The organism is Streptomyces botrytidirepellens (genome assembly GCF_003721215.1).
Lineage (GTDB): Bacteria > Actinomycetota > Actinomycetes > Streptomycetales > Streptomycetaceae > Streptomyces > Streptomyces himastatinicus.
The window spans coordinates 1-21,285 of record NZ_RIBZ01000053.1 but is presented as its reverse complement, the minus strand read 5'-3'; the positions used below and the strand labels follow the sequence as shown (position 1 = coordinate 21,285).

Below are 21,285 nucleotides of genomic sequence, written 5' to 3'. Positions count from 1 at the left end.
GGGCGCGGGCGGTGCGGGCACCGGGGGCACGGGCACCGGCGGCATGGGCGCGGCGGGGTGCGCGGGCCGGGCCGGTGGGGTGGGCATCGGAGGTACGGGCGGGGCCGGGTGGTGCGGAGGGGGACCGGGGGGCTGACTCGCGCTCTGGGCCCAGCCTGCGTCCTGCGGCCCGGGCCCCTGCCCCGCCGGCCGGTGGGACGGTGGCAGCGGAGCTCCCACTGCGTGCTGCATCCGGTGGCACTCCGTCTCGTACAGGCGGCAGTCGTGACGGACAACTGTCGCGTGGTGACGCGGCGCTGAGGCCGCTCCTACCGAACGGTACCTGGCCAGGCCGCCGCTGTGTGAACGCCCCGGAAACCCGATGCGTGCCCGTTTCGGCGCGTCAGCCAGGCAATTCGTCCGGGGAGGCCCTCAACTGCGGGCGCATGACGGGGTGTTGGAAAGCCCGCGGCGGTGCCGCGGGCTTCCCTGGCGATGACACAGTTGTGACCGAACCGGGTCAGCCCTGCGAGCTCTCCCGGGAGATCTCCCCGTACGCCGCGAGCAGCACCGCCGGGTCCGGCCCTTCCAGCACGGTCGGCTTGGCGATGCCGTCCAGCACGATGAAACGCAGCAGGTCACCGCGGGATTTCTTGTCGACCTTCATGGTCTCCAGCAGCTTGGGCCACTGGTCGCCGCGGTAGGTGAGCGGCAGGCCGACGGACTCCAGGACCGCGCGGTGCCGGTCGGCGGTGGCGTCGTCCAAGCGGCCCGCGAGACGGCCCAGTTCGGCGGCGAAGACCATGCCGACGGAGACGGCGGCGCCGTGCCGCCAGTTGTAGCGCTCGTTCTTCTCGATGGCGTGCGCGAGGGTGTGCCCGTAGTTGAGGATCTCGCGCAGGCCGGATTCCTTGAGGTCGCTGGAGACGACCTCGGCCTTGACCCGGATGGAGCGCTCGATCAGCTCGGCGGTGTGCGGACCGCCGGGGACGCGGGCCGCGGCCGGGTCCTGCTCGATCAGCTCCAGGATGGCCGGGTCGGCGATGAATCCGGCCTTGATGACCTCGGCGAGGCCGCTGATGTAGTCGTTGACCGGCAGCGAGTCCAGCGCGGCCAGGTCGCACAGCACCCCGGCCGGGGGGTGGAAGGCGCCGACGAGGTTCTTGCCCTCGGCGGTGTTGATGCCGGTCTTGCCGCCGACCGCCGCGTCGACCATGCCGAGCACGGTCGTCGGGACGGCGATCCAGCGCACCCCGCGCAGCCAGGTGGCGGCGACGAACCCGGCGATGTCGGTGGTCGCGCCGCCGCCGACGCCTACGATGACGTCGCTGCGGGTGAAGCCGGTCTGGCCGAGCGCCTTCCAGCAGTACGCGGCGACCTCGGCGGTCTTGGCCTCCTCCGCGTTCGGCAGCTGGATCGCGATGGCCTCGTACCCCTGGTCGGCGAGGTCCTGGCGGATCGCCTCACCGGTCTCGGCCAGCGCCTCGGGGTGCAGGACGGCGACGCGCTTGACCGCTTCCCCGATCAGGCCGGGCAGCTCGCCGAGGAGCTGCCGGCCGACCAGGACCTCGTACGGCGCGGTGCCCGCGGTCCCGCCGACCTGGATGCGCGTGGGGGTTTCGGTGCTCATGCCTTCTTCAGCTCCAGTGCGTCCATGACGGCGTCGGCGACCTCGTCGGGGGTGCGGCCCTCGGTCGTCACGACGGCCCGGGCGACTTCGGTGTACAGCGGGCGGCGCTGCTCCATCAGCTCCCGCCAGCGCTGGCGGGGGTTGACGGCGAGCAGTGGGCGGGGGGCGTCCAGGCCGGTGCGCTTGACGGCCTCGGCGACGCCCATCTCCAGGAAGACCACCGGCAGGCCGGTGAGCAGGGCGCGGGTGCCCGGGTCCAGGATCGCGCCGCCGCCGAGCGCCAGCACGCCCGGGTGCCCGGCGATGGCGGTCGCCACGGCCTGCCGCTCCAGCTCGCGGAAGTGGGGTTCGCCCTCGTCGATGAAGATCTCGGAGATCTCCTTGCCCGCGGTCTCCACGATGTCGGTGTCGGTGTCGCGGAACGTGGTGCCCAGCCGCTCCGCGAGCACCCGTCCGACGGTGCTCTTCCCGACGCCCATGGGTCCGACCAGGACGGTCGCGGGCCCCTCCGGCGCGCTGGGGCCGCTCACCGGATGGCCAGGCTGTCGAGGAAGCCCCGCACGTTGCGGCGGGTCTCGGCGACCGAGTCGCCGCCGAACTTCTCGGCGACCGCGTCGGCCAGCACCAGGGCGACCATGGCCTCGGCGACGATGCCCGCGGCGGGCACCGCGCACACGTCCGAGCGCTGGTGGTGGGCCTTGGTGGCCTCGCCGGTGGTGACGTCGACGGTGGCCAGCGCGCGGGGCACGGTCGCGATCGGCTTCATCGCGGCCCGCACCCGCAGCAGCTCACCCGTGGTCAGCCCGCCCTCGGTGCCGCCGGAGCGGCCGGAGGAGCGCTTGATGCCCTCGTCGGTCGACACGATCTCGTCGTGCGCCTGGGAGCCGGGCACCCGGGCGAGGTCGAAGCCGTCGCCGACCTCGACGCCCTTGATGGCCTGGATGCCCATCAGCGCGGCGGCCAGCCGCGCGTCCAGCCGGCGGTCCCAGTGCACATGCGAGCCGAGGCCCACCGGCACGCCGTACGCCAGCACCTCGACGACGCCGCCGAGGGTGTCGCCGTCCTTGTGGGCCTGGTCGATCTCGGCCACCATCGCCTTGCTCGCGTCGGCGTCCAGGCAGCGCACCGGGTCGGCGTCGAGCCGCTCGACGTCGGACGGCTTGGGGTAGACGCCGTACGGGGCCTTGGCCGCGGCCAGCTCGGTCACATGGGAGACGATCTCGATCCCGGCCGTCTCCTTGAGGTAGGAGCGGGCCACGGTACCGAGGGCGACGCGGGCGGCGGTCTCGCGGGCGCTGGCGCGCTCCAGGATGGGCCGGGCCTCGTCGAAGCCGTACTTCTGCATTCCGGCCAGGTCGGCGTGGCCGGGGCGGGGGCGGGTCAGCGGCGCGTTACGGGCCAGCCCGTCCAGGATCTCGGGGTCGACCGGGTCGGCGGCCATGACCTGTTCCCACTTGGGCCACTCGGTGTTGCCGACCATGATCGCGACCGGGGAGCCGAGGGTGAGGCCGTGCCGGACGCCGCCGATGAAGGTGACCTCGTCGCGCTCGAACTTCATCCGCGCCCCGCGGCCGTAGCCGAGACGGCGCCGCGCGAGGGCGTCCGCCACCATGTCGGTGGTGATCGGCACCCCTGCGGGCAGCCCCTCCAGCGTCGCCACAAGCGCGGGGCCGTGCGACTCCCCCGCGGTCAGCCAGCGCAACCTGCTCAACGGTGCTCCCTCATGCTTGCCCCTCGACGTGTAGCGGCGGGACCTGGTGCGGCCCTGGCCCGCCTCCTACCGATCCTCCCACGTCCGCCGGAGGGCCCGGGGTGGTGGTCCACCAGACGGACCTGGGCCTGAGACGGCGCGCGGGCGTCAGGAGCGGGCGGCGAGGGCCGCCTCGCCCGCCTCGCGCATGGCGGCGAGCGGCGCCGGGGCACGCCCGGTGATCTGCTCGACCTGCGGCACGGCCTGGTGGACCAGCAGGTCGAGCCCGCCGACCACGGCCCCGCCGCGCGCCGACCAGGCGGCGGCCAGCGCGGTCGGCCAGGGGTCGTAGAGCACGTCGAAGAGCGTGCCGGGGCGCTCGGGGACGGACGCGGCGAGCGCGTCGGTCGTCCCGGCGGGGGTGGTGGCGATCACCAGCGGGGCGTCGAACGCCTCGGTCGCGGCGGCCCAGTCCGCCGTGCGCACCGGCACCCCCAGCCGCTCGCCCCACTGCCGCATCTCGGCCGCCCGGGCGTCGCTGCGGACGTACGCGGTGACCTCGCCGTCGCAGATGCGGGCGAGCGCGGCCAGGGCGGAGGAGGCGGTGGCCCCGGCGCCCAGGACGGCGGCCCGCTCCACGCGCCGGACGCCGCGCTCCGCGAGCGCCGCCACCATGCCCGGGATGTCGGTGTTGTCGCCGATCCGTCGGCCGTCGTCGGTCAGGACGACCGTGTTGACCGCCTCCACCGAGGCCGCCGTGTCGCTGATGCGGTCCAGCAGCGGGATGACCGCGCGCTTGAGCGGCATGGTCACCGAGAACCCCGCCCAGCCCTGCTCCCCCGGCCCGCCGATCCGCTCGAAGAAGCCGGGCAGCGCGGCCTCGTCCAGTTCGACGGCGCCGTAGGTCCAGCCGTCGAGGCCCAGCTTCCGGTACGCGGCGTTGTGCAGCGCCGGGGACAGGGAGTGGGCGACCGGCGAGCCGAGCACGGCCGCGCGGCGGGTGTGGGACATGGGGTTCCTAGCCGTTCCTGCGCTGCTTGTTGAACTTGTCGACCAACTTCTGGTGCTCCGCGTAGGTCTTGGAGAACTCGCTCGTCTTGCCGTCGAGCGAGATGAAGTAGAACCACCCGTTGTCGGTCGGGTTCATGGACGCCTTCAGCGCGTCCGCACCCGGATTGCCGATCGGTCCGGGCGGCAGCCCCTTGTAGAAGTAGGTGTTGTACGGGTTGTCGTATCCCTTGATCTCGCTGATCGGGATATCGAGCTTGCTCTGGTTCTTGATGTAGTTGTACGTCGAGTCGAATTCCAGCTTGCCATTGGTCTGGGTGTTGCCGACCTCGAGCCGGTTGTAGACCACCTCGGCCATTTGCCGGAAGTCGCTGTGGGTGATGCCCTCCGCCTGGACCAGGCTCGCCACGGTGAGCAGCTGGAGCGGGGAGTCGAGGCCCTCCTCCTTGGCCTTGCCCTCCAGGTCGTACCGCGCGTAGTTCCGCTTGGCCTCGGCGACCATCTTGCGCAGCACGTCAGCGGGCTTGGCGTTCTTGCCCACGCTGTAGCGGGACGGGTAGAGGAATCCTTCCAGCGGATCCTTGATCTTCGCATTGTCGTTCGCCCAGGACGGCAGCCCGAGGCTCTTGGCCTGCTTCTTGGCAACGCCCGCCGTGGTGCCCGCCTTGACGCCGGTCTTCTTGTCGATCGCGGCATAGACCGCGACGTCGCGCATGCCCTCGGTGACGATCAGGGCATTGTTGCCCGCGGGGCTGAGCATCAGCTTCACCGCGGCCGCGCCGGACATTTCCTTGCGGAGGCTGTAGCTGCCCGGCTGGACGAACTTGCCGCTGTCCTCGACGGCTTCCACGAATGCGCCGCTGCTCTTCACCACGCCCTTTTCGGCGAGGATGCTGCCGATCTCGGCATTGCCGGAACCGTCGGGAACCTCCACCTCGACCTGACCGGTGCCCTGGCCCGCGTAGTCCGGCGCCGGTCCGAAGCGGGTCTGCCAGAAGTCGTACGCGAAGTAGCCGCCTCCGCCGACGGCGCCCACCAGGACGACGGTGACGAAGAGGCAGGCGACCCCGCTGCGGCGCTTGGTCCCGGACTCCGCCTTCTTGGATTTCTTGGATTTCTTGGAGCGGCCCTCGGAGGCAGCGTCCTCGTCGTCCGCCGCGCTGTCGCCGCCGTCGGCACCACTGTCGTTCCGGAAGAACGGATGGTCGTCAGGGCGGTCCTGCGGGGCCTCCCGCGGCTCCTGCGCCGCCTCCTGCGGCACCTGGGGCATCTGCTGGGTCTCCCCCGGCATCTGCGCGTCCTGCGGCGGCTCGTGCGCCGCCTGCTGCGGGAAGCCCTCCTGGACGCCGCCCTGGGCCGCGTAGCCGTACGGGTCGTTCGGGTCCATCCCGGCGCCGTACGAGCCGTCCCAGCCGCCGTTGTCGTAACCCTGCTGTGCCTGCTGTGCCTGCTGACCCTGCTGGACCTGCTGGTCCCAGGAGGGCTGCTGTTGCTGCTGCGGGAACGGCTGCGCGTCCTGCGGGTATCCGTGCGGGTACTGCTGGTGCCCGTACGGGTCCTGCCCGTAGAGGTCCTGGCCGTGGACGCCCGGGGCGTAACCGTCCTGCGCGTATCCGTCCCGGGGGTAGGGGACCTGCCCGTACGGATCGTTCGGGTCCTGCGGGTACGGGTCCTGACCGGTCACGGCCTGGTGGCCGCCCCACCCCTGGTCCCCGTACAACGGGTCCTCGGGATGCCACGGTTGGGAGCCGGGTCCCCGGCCGTACTCAGTCATCGAACCCCTAGCGATGGCGGTGGCAGCCGCCCGGTGCGCTCGCGGCACAAGCGACGGCTGCCATGTCGCGCGGAACGTTACCGTATCGCGATCAGATGACCACTTCGACGGCCTCGCCCGGCGCCCTGCCGGAGGCCCGCTCGGTCTCCAGCGCGCTTTGCAGAATGACCACCGCGGCTGCCTGGTCAACGACCGAACGGCCCTTCTTGGACGACACCCCGGACGCCCGGAGCCCATGCGCCGCTGTGACGGTCGTCATACGCTCGTCGACCAGCCGCACGGACACCGGCTGGACCCGCCGCGCCAACTCGCGGGCGAAGGTGCGCACTTTGGCCGCGGCCGGCCCCTCGCGCCCGTTGAGCGAGCGCGGGAGGCCGATCACCACCTCGATGGGCTCGTACTCCTCGACGATGGCCGCCAGCCGCTTGTGGGCGGCCGGGATGTCCCGTCCCGGCACGGTCTCCACGGGGGTGGCGAGGATCCCGTCGGGGTCGCACGAGGCGACCCCGATCCGGGCGTCCCCGACGTCGATGGCGATGCGCCGGCCGCGCCGCACGGCTACTGGCCCGATTCCGCGACGAGCCGCTCGACGGCCTCGATGGCGTCGCCGACGGCGTCCGGGTTCTGGCCGCCGCCCTGGGCGACGTCCGGCTTGCCGCCGCCTCCGCCGCCGAGCGTCTTGGCGGCGGTGCGGACCAGGTCACCGGCCTTGAGACCGCGCTCGCGTGCCGCCTCGTTGGTGGCAATGACGGTCAGCGGGCGGCCGTTCGCCACGGTGAACAGGGCGACGACGGCGGGCCGGTCGACGGCCCCCGACTTCTGGTCCAGCCGTCCGCGCACGTCCAGCACCAGCTTGCGCAGGTCGTCGGCGGTCGTGCTGTCCGGCACCCGGCCGGTGGCCAGGGCGACACCGCGGACGTCCTTGGCGCCCTCGGCGAGCCCGGCGGCGGCCTGGAGCACCTTCTCGGCGCGGAACCGCTCGATCTCCTTCTCGGCGTCCCTGAGCTTGGTGAGCATGCCGGAGATCTTCTCCGGAAGCTCCTCCGGACGGCCCTTGACCAGGTCGGTCAGCTGGGAGACGACCGTGTGCTCACGCGCGAGGAAGTTGTACGCGTCCACGCCCACCAGGGCCTCCACGCGGCGCACACCGGAGCCGATGGAGGACTCGCCGAGCAGCTTCACCAGGCCCAGCTGGGCGGTGTTGTGGACGTGCGTACCGCCGCACAGCTCCTTGGAGAAGTCACCGATGGTCACCACGCGCACCCGGTCGCCGTACTTCTCGCCGAACTCGGCGATGGCGCCCTGCTTCTTGGCGTCGTCCATGCTCATCACCTCGGCGGTGACGTCGAGTTCGCGGGAGAGCACCTCGTTGATCTTCTGCTCGACGTCGGTGAGCACCCCGCCGGGGACGGCGGACGGCGAGCCGAAGTCGAAGCGGAAGCGGCCGGGCGAGTTCTCCGAACCGGCCTGGGCGGCGGTCGGGCCCAGGGCGTCGCGCAGCGCCTGGTGGGTGAGGTGGGTGGCGCTGTGGGCGCGGGCGATGGCCCGGCGGCGCTTGACGTCGATCTCGGCGTACGCGCCGGAGCCGACCGTCACCTCGCCGACCTGGACGACGCCCTTGTGCACGCTGACGCCGGGCACCGGCTGCTGGACGTCCCGCACCTCGACGACGGCGCCGGAGGCCAGCTTGATCTTGCCGGTGTCGGCGAGCTGGCCGCCGCCCTCGGCGTAGAACGGGGTGCGGTCCAGGACGACCTCGACCTCGTCGCCCTCGGAGGCGGCGGGCGAGGACACCCCGTCGACCAGCAGGCCGACGACGGTGGACTCGCCGGAGGTGTCGCTGTAGCCGGTGAACTCGGTGGAGCCGGAGGTGTCGGCGACCTCGCGGTAGGCGGACAGGTCGGCGTGACCGGTCTTCTTGGCCTTGGCGTCGGCCTTGGCGCGCTCCCGCTGCTCCCGCATCAGGCGGCGGAAGCCGTCCTCGTCCACGGAGAGGCCCTGTTCGGCGGCCATCTCCAGGGTGAGGTCGATCGGGAAGCCCCAGGTGTCGTGGAGCAGGAACGCCTTGTCGCCGGGGAGCACCGAGCCGCCCGCGGCCTTGGTGTCGGTGACGGCGGTGTCGAGGATGTTGGTGCCGGCCTTGAGGGTCTTCAGGAAGGCCGACTCCTCGGCGAGCGCGACGGTCTCGATGCGCTTGCGGTCGGTCAGCAGCTCCGGGTACTGCTGGCCCATCGTCTTCAGGACGGTGTCCACCAGTTCGCCGACGACCGGCTCGGCGGCGCCGAGGATGCGCATGTTGCGGATGGCGCGGCGCATGATGCGGCGCAGTACATAGCCGCGGCCCTCGTTGCCGGGGGTGACGCCGTCGCCGATGAGCATGACGGAGGTGCGCATGTGGTCGGCGACCACGCGCAGCGACACGTCGGTGTCGTGGGAGGAGCCGTAGGCGACGCCGGTCAGCTCGGTGGCCTTGTCCATCACGACGCGCAGGGTGTCGGTCTCGTACATGTTCTGTACGCCCTGGAGGATCATCGCGAGGCGCTCGAGGCCGAGGCCGGTGTCGATGTTCTTGCTGGGCAGCTCGCCGAGGATCGGGAAGTTCTCCTTGCCCTCGCCCGGACCGCGCTCGTACTGCATGAAGACCAGGTTCCAGATCTCCACGTAGCGCTCGTCGTTGACGGCCGGGCCGCCCTCCACGCCGAACTCCGGACCACGGTCGTAGTTGATCTCGGAGCAGGGGCCGCAGGGGCCGGGGACGCCCATGGACCAGTAGTTGGGGCCCATGCCCAGGCGCTGGATCCGCTCGGCGGGGACGCCGACGACGTCGCGCCAGATGCGCTCGGCCTCGTCGTCCTGCTCGTAGACGGTGATCCAGAGCCGCTCGGGGTCGAGGCCGTAGCCACCGTCCGCCACCGAGCCGGTGAGCAGCTCCCAGGCGTAGGTGATGGCCCCTTCCTTGAAGTAGTCGCCGAACGAGAAGTTGCCGCACATCTGGAAGAACGTGCCGTGCCGGGTGGTCTTGCCGACCTCTTCGATGTCCGGCGTACGCACGCACTTCTGCACGCTCACGGCGCGCTTGTAGGGCGGCTGGACCTCACCCAGGAAGAACGGCTTGAAGGGGACCATGCCCGCGTTGACGAGCAGCAGGGTCGGGTCGTCCGCGATGAGCGACGCCGACGGCACGACGGTGTGCCCGCGCTCCTCGAAGAAGCGCAGCCAGCGGCGGCGGATTTCAGCCGACTCCATCAGTGGTCCTCATTTCGGGCGTTCGGGTGGGGGTAGGGGGACGTGTGGGTGAGCTGGATCCGGCCGCGCTGGGCCGGCAGCTGTGTGAGGTCGTTGGCGGGCGGCGCCGAGGTCAGGCCCAGGGCGTCCTTGAGGGCCGCCTCGCGGTCGGCCATGCCGTCGCGCACGTCGAGCGCGAAGACCTTGATCCGCCGTCCGGCGAGCACCGCCCGGTCGGCGGCCTGCGCCGCCAGGCTCTCAGGGGTGAGCTGATTGAGCTTGCGCTGGACCTTGGTGGTGGCCCACACACCGGCTGCGACGCCGGTGGTGAACCAGAATGTGCGGCGGAACATCCGGTCTCTCAGCCCTTCGATCCACGGTTGCGGCGGCCGCCCCGGCGGGCGGACGGCAAGGTCTTGCCGATGACAACGGTGCCGGTGCGCGCGGGCGCGTCTTCGGGGGCCGCCTTCCGGCCGATCGCGCGCCGGACGCCGTAGCCGAACGCCGCCACCTTGACCAGCGGTCCGCCGAAGGCGGAGGAGACGGTCGAGGACAGCGCGGAGGCGTTCGAGGTGACCTCCTGGACGTCGGAGGCGATCGAGTCCACGCGCGCGAGCTGGGTGTTCGCCTCGCGCACGGTCGCGGACGCCTCGCTGAGCAGGGGCACCGCCTGCTCGGTCACCTCCGCCACCAGCCGGGTCGCCGCCTTGAGCGTCTGGGCGAGCCTCACCAGGGCGAGGGCGAGGAAGGACACCAGGATCGCCCAGAAGACGGCCACGAGGATCCCGGCCACCTCTCCACCGGACACGTTGCACCGCTCCCTGCTGCCGATCACGTCGGTCGTCGTTGTTCAGGTCGTCCGTCGTTCGAGTCGTCCGTCGCCCGGCGTTCTCGGGCGGTCATCCGGGCGCGGGCGGCAGGTATCGACCCTATCGCGCCGTGCAGGTCCGGCCGAAACGCATTCCGCTCGGGCCAAACAGCCCGCGGGTTCCCCTTCGACACACCGGTCGACGGGGAACCCGCGGGCTGGATGAGTACGCGGCGTCCGCTGGATCAGCGGGCGTAGTACTCGACGACGAGCTGCTCGTCGCAGATCACCGGGACCTCCTTGCGGTTCGGGTCCCGGTCGAGGCGGAAGGCCAGCGCCTTCAGGTTGACCTGGAGGTAGCGCGGGGTCTCGCCGTCGGGGGCGTAGCCACCCTCGCGGGCCACCTGGAAGGGGTGCTTCTCGCGGCTGCGCTCGCGGACCATCACCACGTCGTCCGGGCTGACCCGGAAGGAGGGCTTGTCGACCTTGCGGCCGTTGACCTCGATGTGACCGTGGACCACCATCTGGCGGGCCTGGTAGATCGTGCGGGCGATTCCCGACCGCAGGACGAGCGCGTCCAGACGGCGCTCAAGCTCGATGATCAGGGCTTCGCCTGTCTTGCCTTCGACCTTCCGAGCGCGGTCGTAGGCACGCACCATCTGGCGCTCGCTGATGTCGTACTGAGCGCGCAGACGCTGCTTCTCCAGCAGCCGGACCTTGTAGTCACTGGTCTGCTTGCGGCCACGGCCGTGCTCGCCGGGCGGGTAGGGACGGGCCTCGAAGTACTTGACGGCCTTCGGCGTCAGCGCGATGCCGAGTGCGCGCGACTTCTTGACCTTGGGACGCGACTGGTTCACGTGGAACGGACCTCCGATGTAAGTTAGGTGAGCCTTACCTTAGCCGAGGAGTACGCATGTTTCGACCTGGGATCCCCCTGCCCAGCACTGGTCAGAGCCTTCAGGAAGGTCAGCCGCGTCCCAAGGAAGACGCCCTGCGGCCGACGGCGGCAGAGCGTGTACGGACTCTCGTAGATGCCAAGGCTACGGCGTCGTTGACGATTCCCGGAATCGAGGTCCCCGACGATCTCGGCATGGACGGACCGGCCGCCCGCGCCGTCACTCCGGACGGCGACGTGCTGTTGCTGGTTTCCGGCGGCTCACCGGCGGCCCGCGCCGCGGCCTACGCGCAGGACGACGATCTGACCTGCGTGATGGAGATCACGGACGTCGCCCCGGTCTCGGTACCCCAGCGCATCCGCGGCCGCGCCTGGGTGGCCGGCTGGCTCACCCCCGTACGCGGCGGCGACCGCGCCGCGAGCGCGGCGCTGCTCGCCCAGCACCATCCGGTCGGCGAGCTGCTGGGCCTCGGGGACGCCCTCCAGCCCGACTCCGCAGCCGGGCCGCACGGCCGGACAGCCGCCTGGACGCTGCTGCGGCTGGAGGTCGGCGAGGCCTGCGTGGACGACCTGTGGGGTGCGGACGGCGTCGAGCCGGACGACTTCGCCCAGGCCACCCCCGACCCGCTCGCCCCGCACGAGGCCGAGCTGCTCCAGCACCTCCACGCGGCCCACAGCGACCAGGTGCGCGGGCTGTGCGCCCTGCTGGGCGAGCGCTCGTCCACGGTGTGCACCCGCGGCCCCGCGATCCCCGTGGCCCTCGACCGGTTCGGCCTGCGCGTCCGCTTCACGGACGACGCCGACCAGCCGTTCGACGCGCGCTTCGACTTCCCGGAGCCGGTGCGGAGCGTCTCCGAACTGCGCCGCGCGATGCACGCCCTGTTCGAGGCGGCCGCCGACTAGGGTCNTCCGAACTGCGCCGCGCGATGCACGCCCTGTTCGAGGCGGCCGCCGACTAGGGTCCGGGGGCCGGGTTCGGGAAGGCTCCGCTACGAGGACTCCGGCGGCGGGTCGCCGCGCAGCCGCGCCCGGACCCGCTCGACCACATCGGCGTAGCGGGCCTCCGCCCCGTACCGCGTCGGCTCGTAGTAGCGCTTTCCGTGGATCTTGTCCGGCGCGTACTGCTGCGCCGCGATGCCGCCCGGCAGATCGTGCGGATACAGATACCCCTGGGCGTGGCCGAGCTTTTCGGCGCCCTTGTAGTGCCCGTCCCGCAGGTGCGGCGGCACCGGGCCCGCGAGCCCCGCGCGGACATCCGCCAGCGCCGCCCCGATCGCCGTCGTGGCCGCGTTGGACTTCGGTGCGAGCGCCAGCGCGATCGTGGCGTGGCTCAGCGTCAGGGCGGCCTCGGGGAAGCCGATCATCGCGACCGCCTGCGCCGCCGCCACGGCGGTGGGCAGGGCGGTCGGGTCGGCCAGCCCGATGTCCTCGCTCGCCGAGATCATCAGCCGGCGCGCGATGAACCGCGGGTCCTCCCCCGCCTCGATCATCCGCGCCAGATAGTGCAGCGCGGCGTCCACGTCCGAGCCGCGGATCGACTTGATGAGCGCGCTCGCCACGTCATAGTGCTGGTCACCGGCGCGGTCGTAGGTGACCGCGGCCCGGTCGACCGCCTCCTCCAGCGTGGTCAGCGTGATCTCCGCCTCGCCCTTGGCGATCGCCGACCCGGCACCCGCCTCCAGGGCGGTGAGCGCCCGCCGGGCGTCGCCGCCCGCGATCCGCAGCAGATGCGCCTCGGCCTCGTCGGGGAGGGTGACCGCGCCGCCGAGCCCCCGCTCGTCGGCCAGCGCGCGGCGCAGCAGCCCGCGCAGATCGTCGTCGGTGAGCGACTCCAGGGTGAGCAGCAGCGAGCGGGACAGCAGCGGGGAGATCACCGAGAAGTACGGGTTCTCGGTGGTGGCCGCGATCAGGGTGACCCAGCGGTTCTCCACTGCGGGCAGCAGCGAATCCTGCTGCGCCTTGCTGAAGCGGTGGATCTCGTCCAGGAAGAGCACGGTCTCCCTGCCGTACGCCCCCGAGGAGCGGCGCGCCCCGTCGATGACGGCCCGCACCTCCTTCACCCCCGCGGTGATCGCCGACAGCTCCACGAACCGCTTCTGGGTGGCCTGGCTGACCACGTACGCGAGCGTGGTCTTGCCGATGCCGGGCGGGCCCCACAGCAGCACCGAGGACGGCCCGGCCGGTCCTCCGCTGCCCTCGCCGACCAGTCTCCGCAACGGCGATCCGGGGCGCAGCAGATGCTGCTGGCCCACGACCTCGTCCAGCGTGCGCGGGCGCATGCGCACGGCCAGCGGACTGCTGGACGGGTCCTTCTCCTGGCGGTCCTCGGCGGCGGCGGTGAACAGATCTGGCTCCACCCGGGAAGCCTATGACACCCCACCGACAGCGCCCTTTTCCCGGGGGCGGGGCCGGTTCTACGGGGTTCGGGCCAGGCGTCGGGAGCCCGGCATGATCGGCACGACTCCCCCTAGCTGGTCCAGAAGTCCCACCAGCGGGTCAGGATGAGCATCCCGATCACGCCGAGCCACATCACCGGCACCACCCAGTGGAACTCCAGCAGCCCGCGCCGCAGCCCGTCCGGTGCCGGGAGGTACCCGTGCTTGAGATTGTGGCCGGTGACGTAGCAGAACATCACGATGGTGGCGACCCAGGCGAGGCAGCACCACAGGCACAGCGAGCCGATGACGTACAGCGACTCGTACTGGAGCCAGGTCACGAATCCGACGCCGAAGAGGGTGCCCGCGTTGAACGTCAGCCAGTACCAGCGCGGGAAGCGCGCCCCGGCCAGCAGGGACACGCCCACGCAGATCACGATGCCGTAGGCGACCAGGCCGAGCATCGGGTTCGGGAAGCCGAACGCCTCGGCCTGCTTGCTCTCCATGATGTTGCCGCAGGAGACCACGGGGTTGAGGCTGCAACCGGGGGTGAAGACCTTGCCGTCGGCCTTGTACTCGAGGATCTTGTTCTTGTCGAGCGTGATGACCCAGGCCGCCAGCAGCCCCATCGCGCCGGTGATCACGAGCAGGACCGCGAAGGCGCGGCCGCCTCCCGTTCCGGCTCGCGCGCCGTCCCGCGCCTCGTCGGACTCCACGTCGTCCATCAGTGTCGTCGCCATATCGCCGTCCGTCGCTCTCCACACTGTCCGGCCCCGTCGGGCACGGCCATTGTGCCCCAACCCACGGGGCCACAACGCCCCGTTGTCAGGGCCCGACCATCTTCCCGGGTCCCCCGTTCAGCGGGGATAAGGACGGGCGGAGGGGGCTGAGAACCCGCCCCTCCCGGGGCCGGGATCCCGCCCCGGGAGGGGCGGGACCGGCAAGCGCGGGACGGTCTCGATTGGCCGGATGAATCGGTTCCGCCGCGTTGACGACGGCCCCGACCCGGGCGGTCAGCCCAGCTTCGACTGGACCGCGGTCACGATCTTGGTCAGCGGAACGGCCTCCTGCTCGCCCGATTCCATGTCCTTCAGCTGGACCACGCCCTCGGTGAGGTCCCGCTCGCCCGCCACGATCGCGTACCGCGCGCCGCTGCGGTTCGCGGCCTTCATCGCGGCCTTGAGCCCCTTGCCGCCGTACGCGAAGTCCGTCGCCACGCCTTCCTTGCGCAGCTCGCCGACCAGGCCGAAGAGGACCTTCCGGGCCTCCTCCCCCAGCGGCACGGCGAAGACGCTCGTCGCGTCGGGCAGGTCCAGCCGGACGCCCTCGGCCTCCAGCGCCAGCACCGTACGGTCGACGCCGAGCGCCCAGCCCACCGACGGCAGGGCCGGGCCGCCGATCATCTCGGACAGGCCGTCGTACCGGCCGCCGCCGCCGACCGCGGACTGCGAGCCGAGCCCGTCGTGGACGAACTCGAACGTGGTCCGGGTGTAGTAGTCGAGGCCGCGGACCAGCTTCACGTCGTCCTCGAAGACCACGCCCTGCGCGGTGATCAGCTCGCGCACCCGCGCGTGGTACTCCCGGCAGCCGTCGCACAGGTAGTCGCGCAGCAGCGGCGCCCCGGCCAGCTGCTTCTGGACGGCGTCGCGCTTGTCGTCGAGCACCCGCAGCGGGTTGATGTCGATGCGCCGCCGGGTGTCCTCGTCCAGGTCGAGCCCGCGCAGGAAGTCCTGGAGGGCGGCCCGGTAGACGGGGCGGCACTCGGCGTCGCCCAGCGAGTTCAGCAGGATCCGGAAGTTACGGAGCCCCAGCGACCGGTAGGCGTCGTGCGCGAGGATGATCAGCTCGGCGTCCAGGGCCGGGTCCTCGGCGCCGATCGCCTCGGCACCGACCTGCGAGAAGTGCCGGTAGCGGCCCTTCTGGGGACGCTCGTAGCGGTAGTACGAGCCGGAGTACCAGAGCTTGACGGGCAGGCTGCCCGCCTTGTGCAGGTTGGCCTCCAGCGCGGCGCGCAGCACCGACGCGGTCCCCTCGGGGCGCAGCGCCAGCTCGTCGCCGCCCTTGGTGGTGAGGGTGTACATCTCCTTGGTGACGATGTCGGTGGACTCGCCGACGCCGCGCGCGAAGAGTTCGACGTTCTCGAAGCCGGGCGTCTCGATGTAGCCGTAGCCGGACCGCCGGAGCGGGGTGGCGATGGCGTCCCGCACCGCGAGGTAGGTCGCGGAGACCGGCGGGATCAGGTCGTAGGTGCCCTTGGGGGCCTTGAAGGTGCTCAACGTGGGTTCTCTCGTCACATTCCTCGTCGCGGAGGCGCGGCCGCGTCGGCGGCGTCTCCGGGGCCGGCGGCCACCTGCCGCAGGAAGGGGTTGGTGGCGCGCTCGCGGCCGATGCTGGTCTGGGGGCCGTGGCCGGACAGCACCACGGTCGAGTCGTCGAGCGGCAGGCACACACGGGCCAGGGACTCGAGGATCTCGGCGTGGTCGCCGCCGGGCAGATCGGTGCGTCCGATGGAGCCGGCGAAGAGCAGGTCGCCCGAGAAGAACACGGACGGGATGTCCGCCTGTTCGGGCAGCCTGAAGGTCACCGACCCCTTGGTATGGCCCGGCGCGTGCGCGACGGTGAACTCCAGCCCGGCCAGCTTCAGTTCGGAGCCGTCGGCCAGCTCCTTGACGTCGTCCGGTTCGCCGACGGTCAGCTCGCCCATCAGCTGCGTACCGATGGACCGCCCGAGCGCCTTGGCCGGGTCGCTCATCATGTAGCGGTCGGCGGGGTGGATCCACGCCGGTACGTCATGGGCGCCGCAGACCGGGACCACCGAGGCGACGTGGTCGATGTGGCCGTGGGTGAGGATGACGGCGACGGGCTTGAGCCGGTGTTTGGCGACGGCCTCCTCGACGCCTTCGGCCGCCTGGTGGCCCGGGTCGATGATCACGCACTCCTCGCCTGCGGCGGGGGCGACCAGGTAGCAGTTGGTCCCCCAGGCCCCGGCGGGGAACCCGGCAATGAGCACGATCGTCCTTAAATGTCGTCCGGAAGAGTCGGCCGGCGGAAGAATGTCGGCAGCTCCAGAGCCTACCGGCGGCGGGCCCGGCACAGCGAACCCGTATACGGTACGGCCGAGCCCTCCGGCAGGACACCGATGACATACGGCGTGAGGAGACGACCCGGTGGTCAGTAGCGAGCAGCGGCGGCGGCAACTTGCCCGGGAGAAGTACCTGCGGCAGCAGCAGCGGCGCGAGACGGCACGGCGCAAGTCCCGCCAGCGCAATGTGGTGATCGCCTCCGTGCTGGCCGTGGTGCTGGCCGGCGGCGGTGCCGTGGCGGCCGCGGGCGCGTTCTCCGGGGACGACAAGGACAAGAAGAAGGACGACGCCGCCGCGTCCACTCCTTCGGCCCCCGCCAACAGCAAGGCGCCGGACCCGTGCGCCGAGGAGGCGAAGGCGGTCGCGGACAAGAAGCCGAAGAAGATGTCGTTCAAGAAGGAGCCCGCGGTCTCCATCGACAAGTCGGCCTCGTACTCCATGAAGCTGGAGACCACTTGTGGGGACATCTCCATCGACATGGACGCCGCGAAGGCGCCGCACACGGTCAACTCGTTCGACTTCCTGGCCGGAAAGGGGTACTTCGACCACACCAAGTGCCACCGGCTGGTGAACCAGGGGATCTACGTGCTCCAGTGCGGCGACCCGCAGGGCACCGGCGCGGGCGGCCCCGGCTACAAGCTGCCGGACGAGAACCTGAAGGACCCTGCGCTCAAGGGCGGCAAGTACCCGGCGGGCACGGTCGCGATGGCGAACCAGTACAACCCGCAGACCAAGCAGGGCCGCAACAGCGGCGGCAGCCAGTTCTTCCTGGTCTACCAGGACAGCCCGCTGCCGCCGGACTACACGCCCTTCGGGAAGATCTCCAAGGACGGCATGAAGGTCCTGAAGAAGATCGCCAAGGCCGGAGCGGCGGCCCCCGACCAGATGCAGAACACCGCTCCGAACGCCAGCGTGGTGATCAACAAGGCGACGGTCGGAAAGTCCTGAGGTCGCCGGGCGTGCGTACTGCGAAATTTCGGTCGCGCAGGATACGGACAGCCGGGGCACCGGTCGCCTATGTTGGCGGTGTGCAGGGTGTCTGCCGCGATGGCCGCACCACCCTGCTGGGAGACCGGTCCGGGCGTCGCTGCCCGGCCGTAAGAAACTGTGGACGATGCCCGCGGGCCGCACGCCCGCCCCGGCATCATGTGGAGGAGGCGCTGTGAGCAGCGAGCCTTGGGGCCGCGTCGACGAGGCGGGGACCGTGTACGTGCGTACGGCCGACGGTGAGCAGGTCGTCGGATCGTGGCAGGCGGGATCGCCGGACGAGGCCCTCGCCTACTTCGAGCGCAAGTACGACGGTCTGGTCGTCGAGATCGACCTTCTCGAGCGCCGGGTCAAGACCACCGACCTGTCGGCCAAGGACGCGACGGCGGCCATCGAGCACATCCGGCAGCAGGTCGACGAGCACCATGTGGTCGGCGACCTGGATGCGCTGCGCAAGCGGCTCGACCAGCTGGCCAAGGACGTCGAGGCGCGCCGCGAGGAGCGCCGGGCGGCCAAGGCGGTCCAGGCCGACGAGGCGCGCCAGGCCAAGGAGGCGCTGGTCGCCGAGGCCGAGGAGCTGGCGGCCAGCGAGCAGTGGCGGGCGGCCGGGGAGCGGCTGCGCGCCCTGGTCGACACCTGGAAGGGCCTGCCGCGGCTGGACCGCAAGACGGACGACCAGCTGTGGCACCGGTTCTCGCACGCCCGCTCGGCGTTCTCCAAGCGGCGCAAGGCGCACTTCGCGGCGCTGGACGCGCAGCGGGAGGAGGCCCGGCAGACCAAGGAGAAGCTGGTCGCCGAGGCGGAGGCGCTGTCCGGCTCCACCGAGTGGGGGCCGACCGCGGCCCGCTACCGGGAGCTGATGGCCGACTGGAAGGCCGCGGGCCGCGCGCAGCGCGAGCACGAGGACGACCTGTGGAACCGCTTCCGGGGCGCCCAGGACGTCTTCTTCCAGGCCCGGGGCGCGGTCTTCGCGGAGCGCGACGCCGAGCAGCGGGAGAACCTGACCCGCAAGGAGGAGCTGGTCGTCGAGGCCGAGAAGCTGCTGCCGATCTCGGACCTGAAGGCGTCCCGCGCGGCGTTCCGGTCGATCAACGAGCGGTGGGAGGCCATCGGCCACGTGCCGCGGGACGCCCGCTCCCGCATCGAGGGCCGGCTGCACGCGGTCGAGCGCGCCTTCCAGGAGGCCGAGGAGGCCGAGTGGCGGCGTACGAACCCCGAGGCGCGGGCGCGCGCCCAGGGGCTCACCGGCCAGCTCCAGGACGCGGTCGACAAGCTCCGTTCCCAGATCGACGCGGCCCGCGCGGCGGGGAACAACGCGAAGGCCGACAAGCTCTCCAAGGAGCTGGAGGGGCGACAGGCGCTGCTGGACCAGGCGCTGAAGGGCCTGGAGGAGTTCGGCGGCTGACGCCCGACACCTGACGCGAAGGGCGGCCCCGGGAGACCGGGGCCGCCCTTCGCGTTCTGCGGCGTTTTCTCAGCGTGCGCGGGCCGAAGTGACCCGGTACACGTCGTAGACGCCCTCGACGCCGCGTACGGCCTTCAGGACGTGTCCCAGGTGCTTGGGGTCGCCCATCTCGAAGGTGAAGCGCGAGGTGGCCACCCGGTCGCGGGAGGTCTGGACGGCCGCGGAGAGGATGTTGACGTGCTGGTCGGACAGGACGCGGGTGACGTCCGACAGCAGCCGGGACCGGTCCAGCGCCTCGACCTGGATGGCCACCAGGAAGACCGAGGACTGGGTGGGCGCCCATTCGACGTCGAGGATGCGCTCGGGCTGCTGGGACAGCGAGTCCACGTTGACGCAGTCGGCACGGTGCACCGAGACGCCGCTGCCGCGGGTGACGAAGCCGATGATCGGGTCGCCCGGCACCGGCGTACAGCAGCGGGCCAGCTTGACCCACACGTCCTCGACGCCCTTGACCACGACGCCCGGGTCGGCGCTGGAGCGGCGCTTGGAGCGCCGGATGGGCGGGGCGGTCTCGGCGATGTCCTCGTTGGCCGCCTCCTCGCCGCCGAGGGCCGACACGAGCTTGCCGACCACGTTCTGCGCGGAGACGTGGCCCTCGCCGATGGCCGCGTAGAGCGAGGAGATGTCCGGGTAGCGCATCTCGTGGGCCAGGGTGACCAGCGAGTCGCCGGTCAGGATCCGCTGGATCGGCAGGTTCTGCTTGCGCATCGCCCGGACGATCGCGTCCTTGCCCTGCTCGATGGCCTCGTCGCGGCGCTCCTTGGAGAACCAGCCGCGGATCTTGTTGCGGGCCCGCGGTGACTTGACGAAGCCCAGCCAGTCGCGGGACGGCCCGGCACCGGCCGCCTTGGAGGTGAAGACCTCCACCAGGTCGCCGTTGTCGAGGGTCGACTCCAGCGGCACCAGCCGCCCGTTGACCCGGGCCCCGATGGTGCGGTGGCCGACCTCGGTGTGGACGGCGTACGCGAAGTCCACCGGGGTGGCCCCGGCCGGCAGCGCTATGACGTCGCCCTTGGGCGTGAAGACGAAGACCTCGTTGCGGGACAGGTCGAAGCGCAGCGACTCCAGGAACTCGCCCGGGTCCTCGGTCTCCTTCTGCCAGTCCAGGAGCTGCCGCAGCCACGCCATGTCGTTGACGGCGTCGTCCTTGCCCGCCTTGCCCCGGGGCACGTCGGTGCGCACCTTGGAGGTCCCGGCGACCGCCTCCTGCTTGTACTTCCAGTGCGCGGCGATGCCGTACTCCGCGCGGCGGTGCATGTCGAAGGTGCGGATCTGTAGCTCGACCGGCTTGCCGCTGGGCCCGATGACCGTCGTGTGCAGCGACTGGTACATGTTGAACTTGGGCATCGCGATGTAGTCCTTGAACCGCCCGGGCACCGGGTTCCACCGCGCGTGGATGGTCCCCAGCGCCGCGTAGCAGTCGCGGACGGTGTCGACGAGCACCCTGATGCCCACCAGGTCGTAGATCTCGGCGAAGTCCCGGCCCCGCACGATCATCTTCTGGTAGACGGAGTAGTAGTGCTTGGGGCGGCCGGTGACGGTCGCCTTGATCCGGGCCGCCCGCAGATCGCCCTGGACCTGGTCGGTGACGACGGCCAGGTACTCGTCGCGCTTGGGGGCGCGCTCGGCGACCAGCCGGACGATCTCGTCGTACATCTTGGGGTAGAGGATCGCGAAGGCGAGGTCCTCCAGCTCCCACTTGATGGTGTTCATGCCCAGCCGGTGGGCGAGCGGGGCGTAGATCTCCAGCGTCTCGCGGGCCTTCTTCTCCTGCTTCTCCCGCTTCAGGTAGCGCATGGTGCGCATGTTGTGCAGCCGGTCGGCGAGCTTGATCACCAGGACCCGGGGGTCCTTGGCCATCGCGACGACCATCTTGCGCACGGTCTCGGCCTGGGCCGCCTCGCCGAACTTGACCTTGTCCAGCTTGGTGACACCGTCGACGAGCAGGGCGACCTGATCGCCGAAGTCGCGGCGCAGGGTGTCCAGGCCGTACTCGGTGTCCTCGACGGTGTCGTGCAGCAGCCCGGCCATCAGCGTGGCCGGATCCATACCCAGCTCGGCGAGGATCGTGGTCACCGCGAGCGGGTGGGTGATGTACGGATCGCCGCTCTTGCGCTTCTGGCCGCGGTGCCAGCGCTCGGCCACCTGGTACGCGCGCTCGATCTGGCGCAGCGTGGCGCCGTCCGCCTTGGGGTCGTTGCCGCGCACGATGCGCAGCAGGGGCTCCAGGACCGGGTTGTACGGGCTGGAGCGCTGCACGCCGAGGCGGGCCAGGCGGGCCCGCACCCGGTTCGACGAGCCGGAACGCGGGGCCGGGCTCTGCGTGGTGCGCGGCGCGGCCGGGGCGGGCCGCAGCTCGCCCGCCG

At 71.4% G+C, this 21,285-nt stretch carries 18 protein-coding genes; 3 read left to right on the top strand and 15 right to left on the bottom strand.

Annotation, left to right across the window (positions count from 1 at the left end; translation table 11 throughout):
• Positions 1 to 499 precede the first annotated feature (499 nt).
• The 10 genes from aroB to rpsD all read right to left on the bottom strand — a co-directional run bounded on the left by aroB (position 500) and on the right by rpsD (position 10,971).
• Positions 500 to 1,609, bottom strand: coding sequence for a 3-dehydroquinate synthase (gene aroB, locus EEJ42_RS03975; RefSeq protein WP_123098623.1), 1,110 nt, complete (start codon positions 1,607 to 1,609; stop codon positions 500 to 502).
• A complete protein-coding gene (locus tag EEJ42_RS03970; protein WP_123098622.1) occupies positions 1,606 to 2,088 on the bottom strand; it encodes a shikimate kinase in 483 nt (160 codons plus the stop codon). Before EEJ42_RS03970 ends, aroB begins: the two co-directional genes overlap by 4 nt.
• 47 nt (positions 2,089 to 2,135) lie before the next feature.
• Positions 2,136 to 3,320, bottom strand: a complete 1,185-nt coding sequence (aroC, locus tag EEJ42_RS03965; RefSeq protein ID WP_123098621.1) for a chorismate synthase — start codon at positions 3,318 to 3,320, stop codon at positions 2,136 to 2,138.
• A 147-nt stretch (positions 3,321 to 3,467) separates the two neighbouring features.
• Entirely contained in the window at positions 3,468 to 4,310 is an 843-nt protein-coding gene (locus EEJ42_RS03960; protein WP_123098620.1) for a shikimate dehydrogenase, read from the bottom strand.
• 7 nt (positions 4,311 to 4,317) lie between these two features.
• Entirely contained in the window at positions 4,318 to 6,081 is a 1,764-nt protein-coding gene (gene mltG / locus EEJ42_RS03955) for an endolytic transglycosylase MltG (protein WP_123098619.1), read from the bottom strand.
• A 91-nt stretch (positions 6,082 to 6,172) separates the two neighbouring features.
• Positions 6,173 to 6,637 carry a Holliday junction resolvase RuvX gene (gene ruvX / locus EEJ42_RS03950; RefSeq protein ID WP_063728883.1) on the bottom strand — a complete coding sequence of 155 codons (465 nt, stop codon included), beginning with the start codon at positions 6,635 to 6,637 and terminating at the stop codon, positions 6,173 to 6,175.
• A 2-nt stretch (positions 6,638 to 6,639) separates the two neighbouring features.
• The gene (gene alaS / locus EEJ42_RS03945) at positions 6,640 to 9,327 is read right to left on the bottom strand and encodes an alanine--tRNA ligase (RefSeq protein ID WP_123098618.1); all 2,688 of its coding nucleotides are present in this window, start codon (positions 9,325 to 9,327) and stop codon (positions 6,640 to 6,642) included.
• Positions 9,327 to 9,659 (bottom strand): DUF6167 family protein, encoded by a 333-nt coding sequence (locus EEJ42_RS03940; RefSeq protein ID WP_123098617.1) that lies wholly within the window; start codon positions 9,657 to 9,659, stop codon positions 9,327 to 9,329. The genes alaS and EEJ42_RS03940 overlap by 1 nt, the downstream gene beginning before the upstream one ends.
• A gap of 8 nt (positions 9,660 to 9,667) precedes the next feature.
• Positions 9,668 to 10,114, bottom strand: coding sequence for a DUF948 domain-containing protein (locus tag EEJ42_RS03935; RefSeq protein WP_009713640.1), 447 nt, complete (start codon positions 10,112 to 10,114; stop codon positions 9,668 to 9,670).
• A 245-nt stretch (positions 10,115 to 10,359) separates the two neighbouring features.
• Positions 10,360 to 10,971: a 30S ribosomal protein S4 gene (rpsD, locus tag EEJ42_RS03930; protein WP_123098616.1), complete on the bottom strand. Its 612-nt coding sequence runs from the start codon at positions 10,969 to 10,971 to the stop codon at positions 10,360 to 10,362.
• A gap of 194 nt (positions 10,972 to 11,165) precedes the next feature.
• On the opposite strand from rpsD, the gene EEJ42_RS03925 reads away from it, so the two are divergent.
• Positions 11,166 to 11,912, top strand: a complete 747-nt coding sequence (locus EEJ42_RS03925; RefSeq protein WP_123098615.1) for a DUF2470 domain-containing protein — start codon at positions 11,166 to 11,168, stop codon at positions 11,910 to 11,912.
• Between the two features lie 86 nt (positions 11,913 to 11,998).
• Here the strand turns inward: EEJ42_RS03925 and EEJ42_RS03920 are convergent, their stop codons facing one another.
• The 4 genes from EEJ42_RS03920 to EEJ42_RS03905 form a co-directional block, all read right to left on the bottom strand.
• Positions 11,999 to 13,366, bottom strand: a complete 1,368-nt coding sequence (locus tag EEJ42_RS03920) for a replication-associated recombination protein A (protein WP_123098614.1) — start codon at positions 13,364 to 13,366, stop codon at positions 11,999 to 12,001.
• A gap of 110 nt (positions 13,367 to 13,476) precedes the next feature.
• A complete protein-coding gene (locus EEJ42_RS03915) occupies positions 13,477 to 14,124 on the bottom strand; it encodes a vitamin K epoxide reductase family protein (RefSeq protein WP_123098613.1) in 648 nt (215 codons plus the stop codon).
• Between the two features lie 273 nt (positions 14,125 to 14,397).
• Positions 14,398 to 15,660: a histidine--tRNA ligase gene (hisS, locus tag EEJ42_RS03910; RefSeq protein WP_123098612.1), complete on the bottom strand. Its 1,263-nt coding sequence runs from the start codon at positions 15,658 to 15,660 to the stop codon at positions 14,398 to 14,400.
• Between the two features lie 14 nt (positions 15,661 to 15,674).
• Entirely contained in the window at positions 15,675 to 16,394 is a 720-nt protein-coding gene (locus EEJ42_RS03905; protein WP_123098611.1) for an MBL fold metallo-hydrolase, read from the bottom strand.
• 157 nt (positions 16,395 to 16,551) lie between these two features.
• On the opposite strand from EEJ42_RS03905, the gene EEJ42_RS03900 reads away from it, so the two are divergent.
• Both EEJ42_RS03900 and EEJ42_RS03895 read left to right on the top strand, forming a co-directional pair.
• Positions 16,552 to 17,415 (top strand): peptidylprolyl isomerase, encoded by an 864-nt coding sequence (locus EEJ42_RS03900; RefSeq protein WP_123098610.1) that lies wholly within the window; start codon positions 16,552 to 16,554, stop codon positions 17,413 to 17,415.
• 214 nt (positions 17,416 to 17,629) lie between these two features.
• A complete protein-coding gene (locus EEJ42_RS03895; RefSeq protein WP_123098609.1) occupies positions 17,630 to 18,859 on the top strand; it encodes a DUF349 domain-containing protein in 1,230 nt (409 codons plus the stop codon).
• A gap of 69 nt (positions 18,860 to 18,928) precedes the next feature.
• On the opposite strand, the gene EEJ42_RS03890 is transcribed toward EEJ42_RS03895, so the two are convergent.
• On the bottom strand, positions 18,929 to 21,285 hold a 2,357-nt coding region (locus EEJ42_RS03890; protein ID WP_184502920.1), incomplete at its 5' end, for a RelA/SpoT family protein.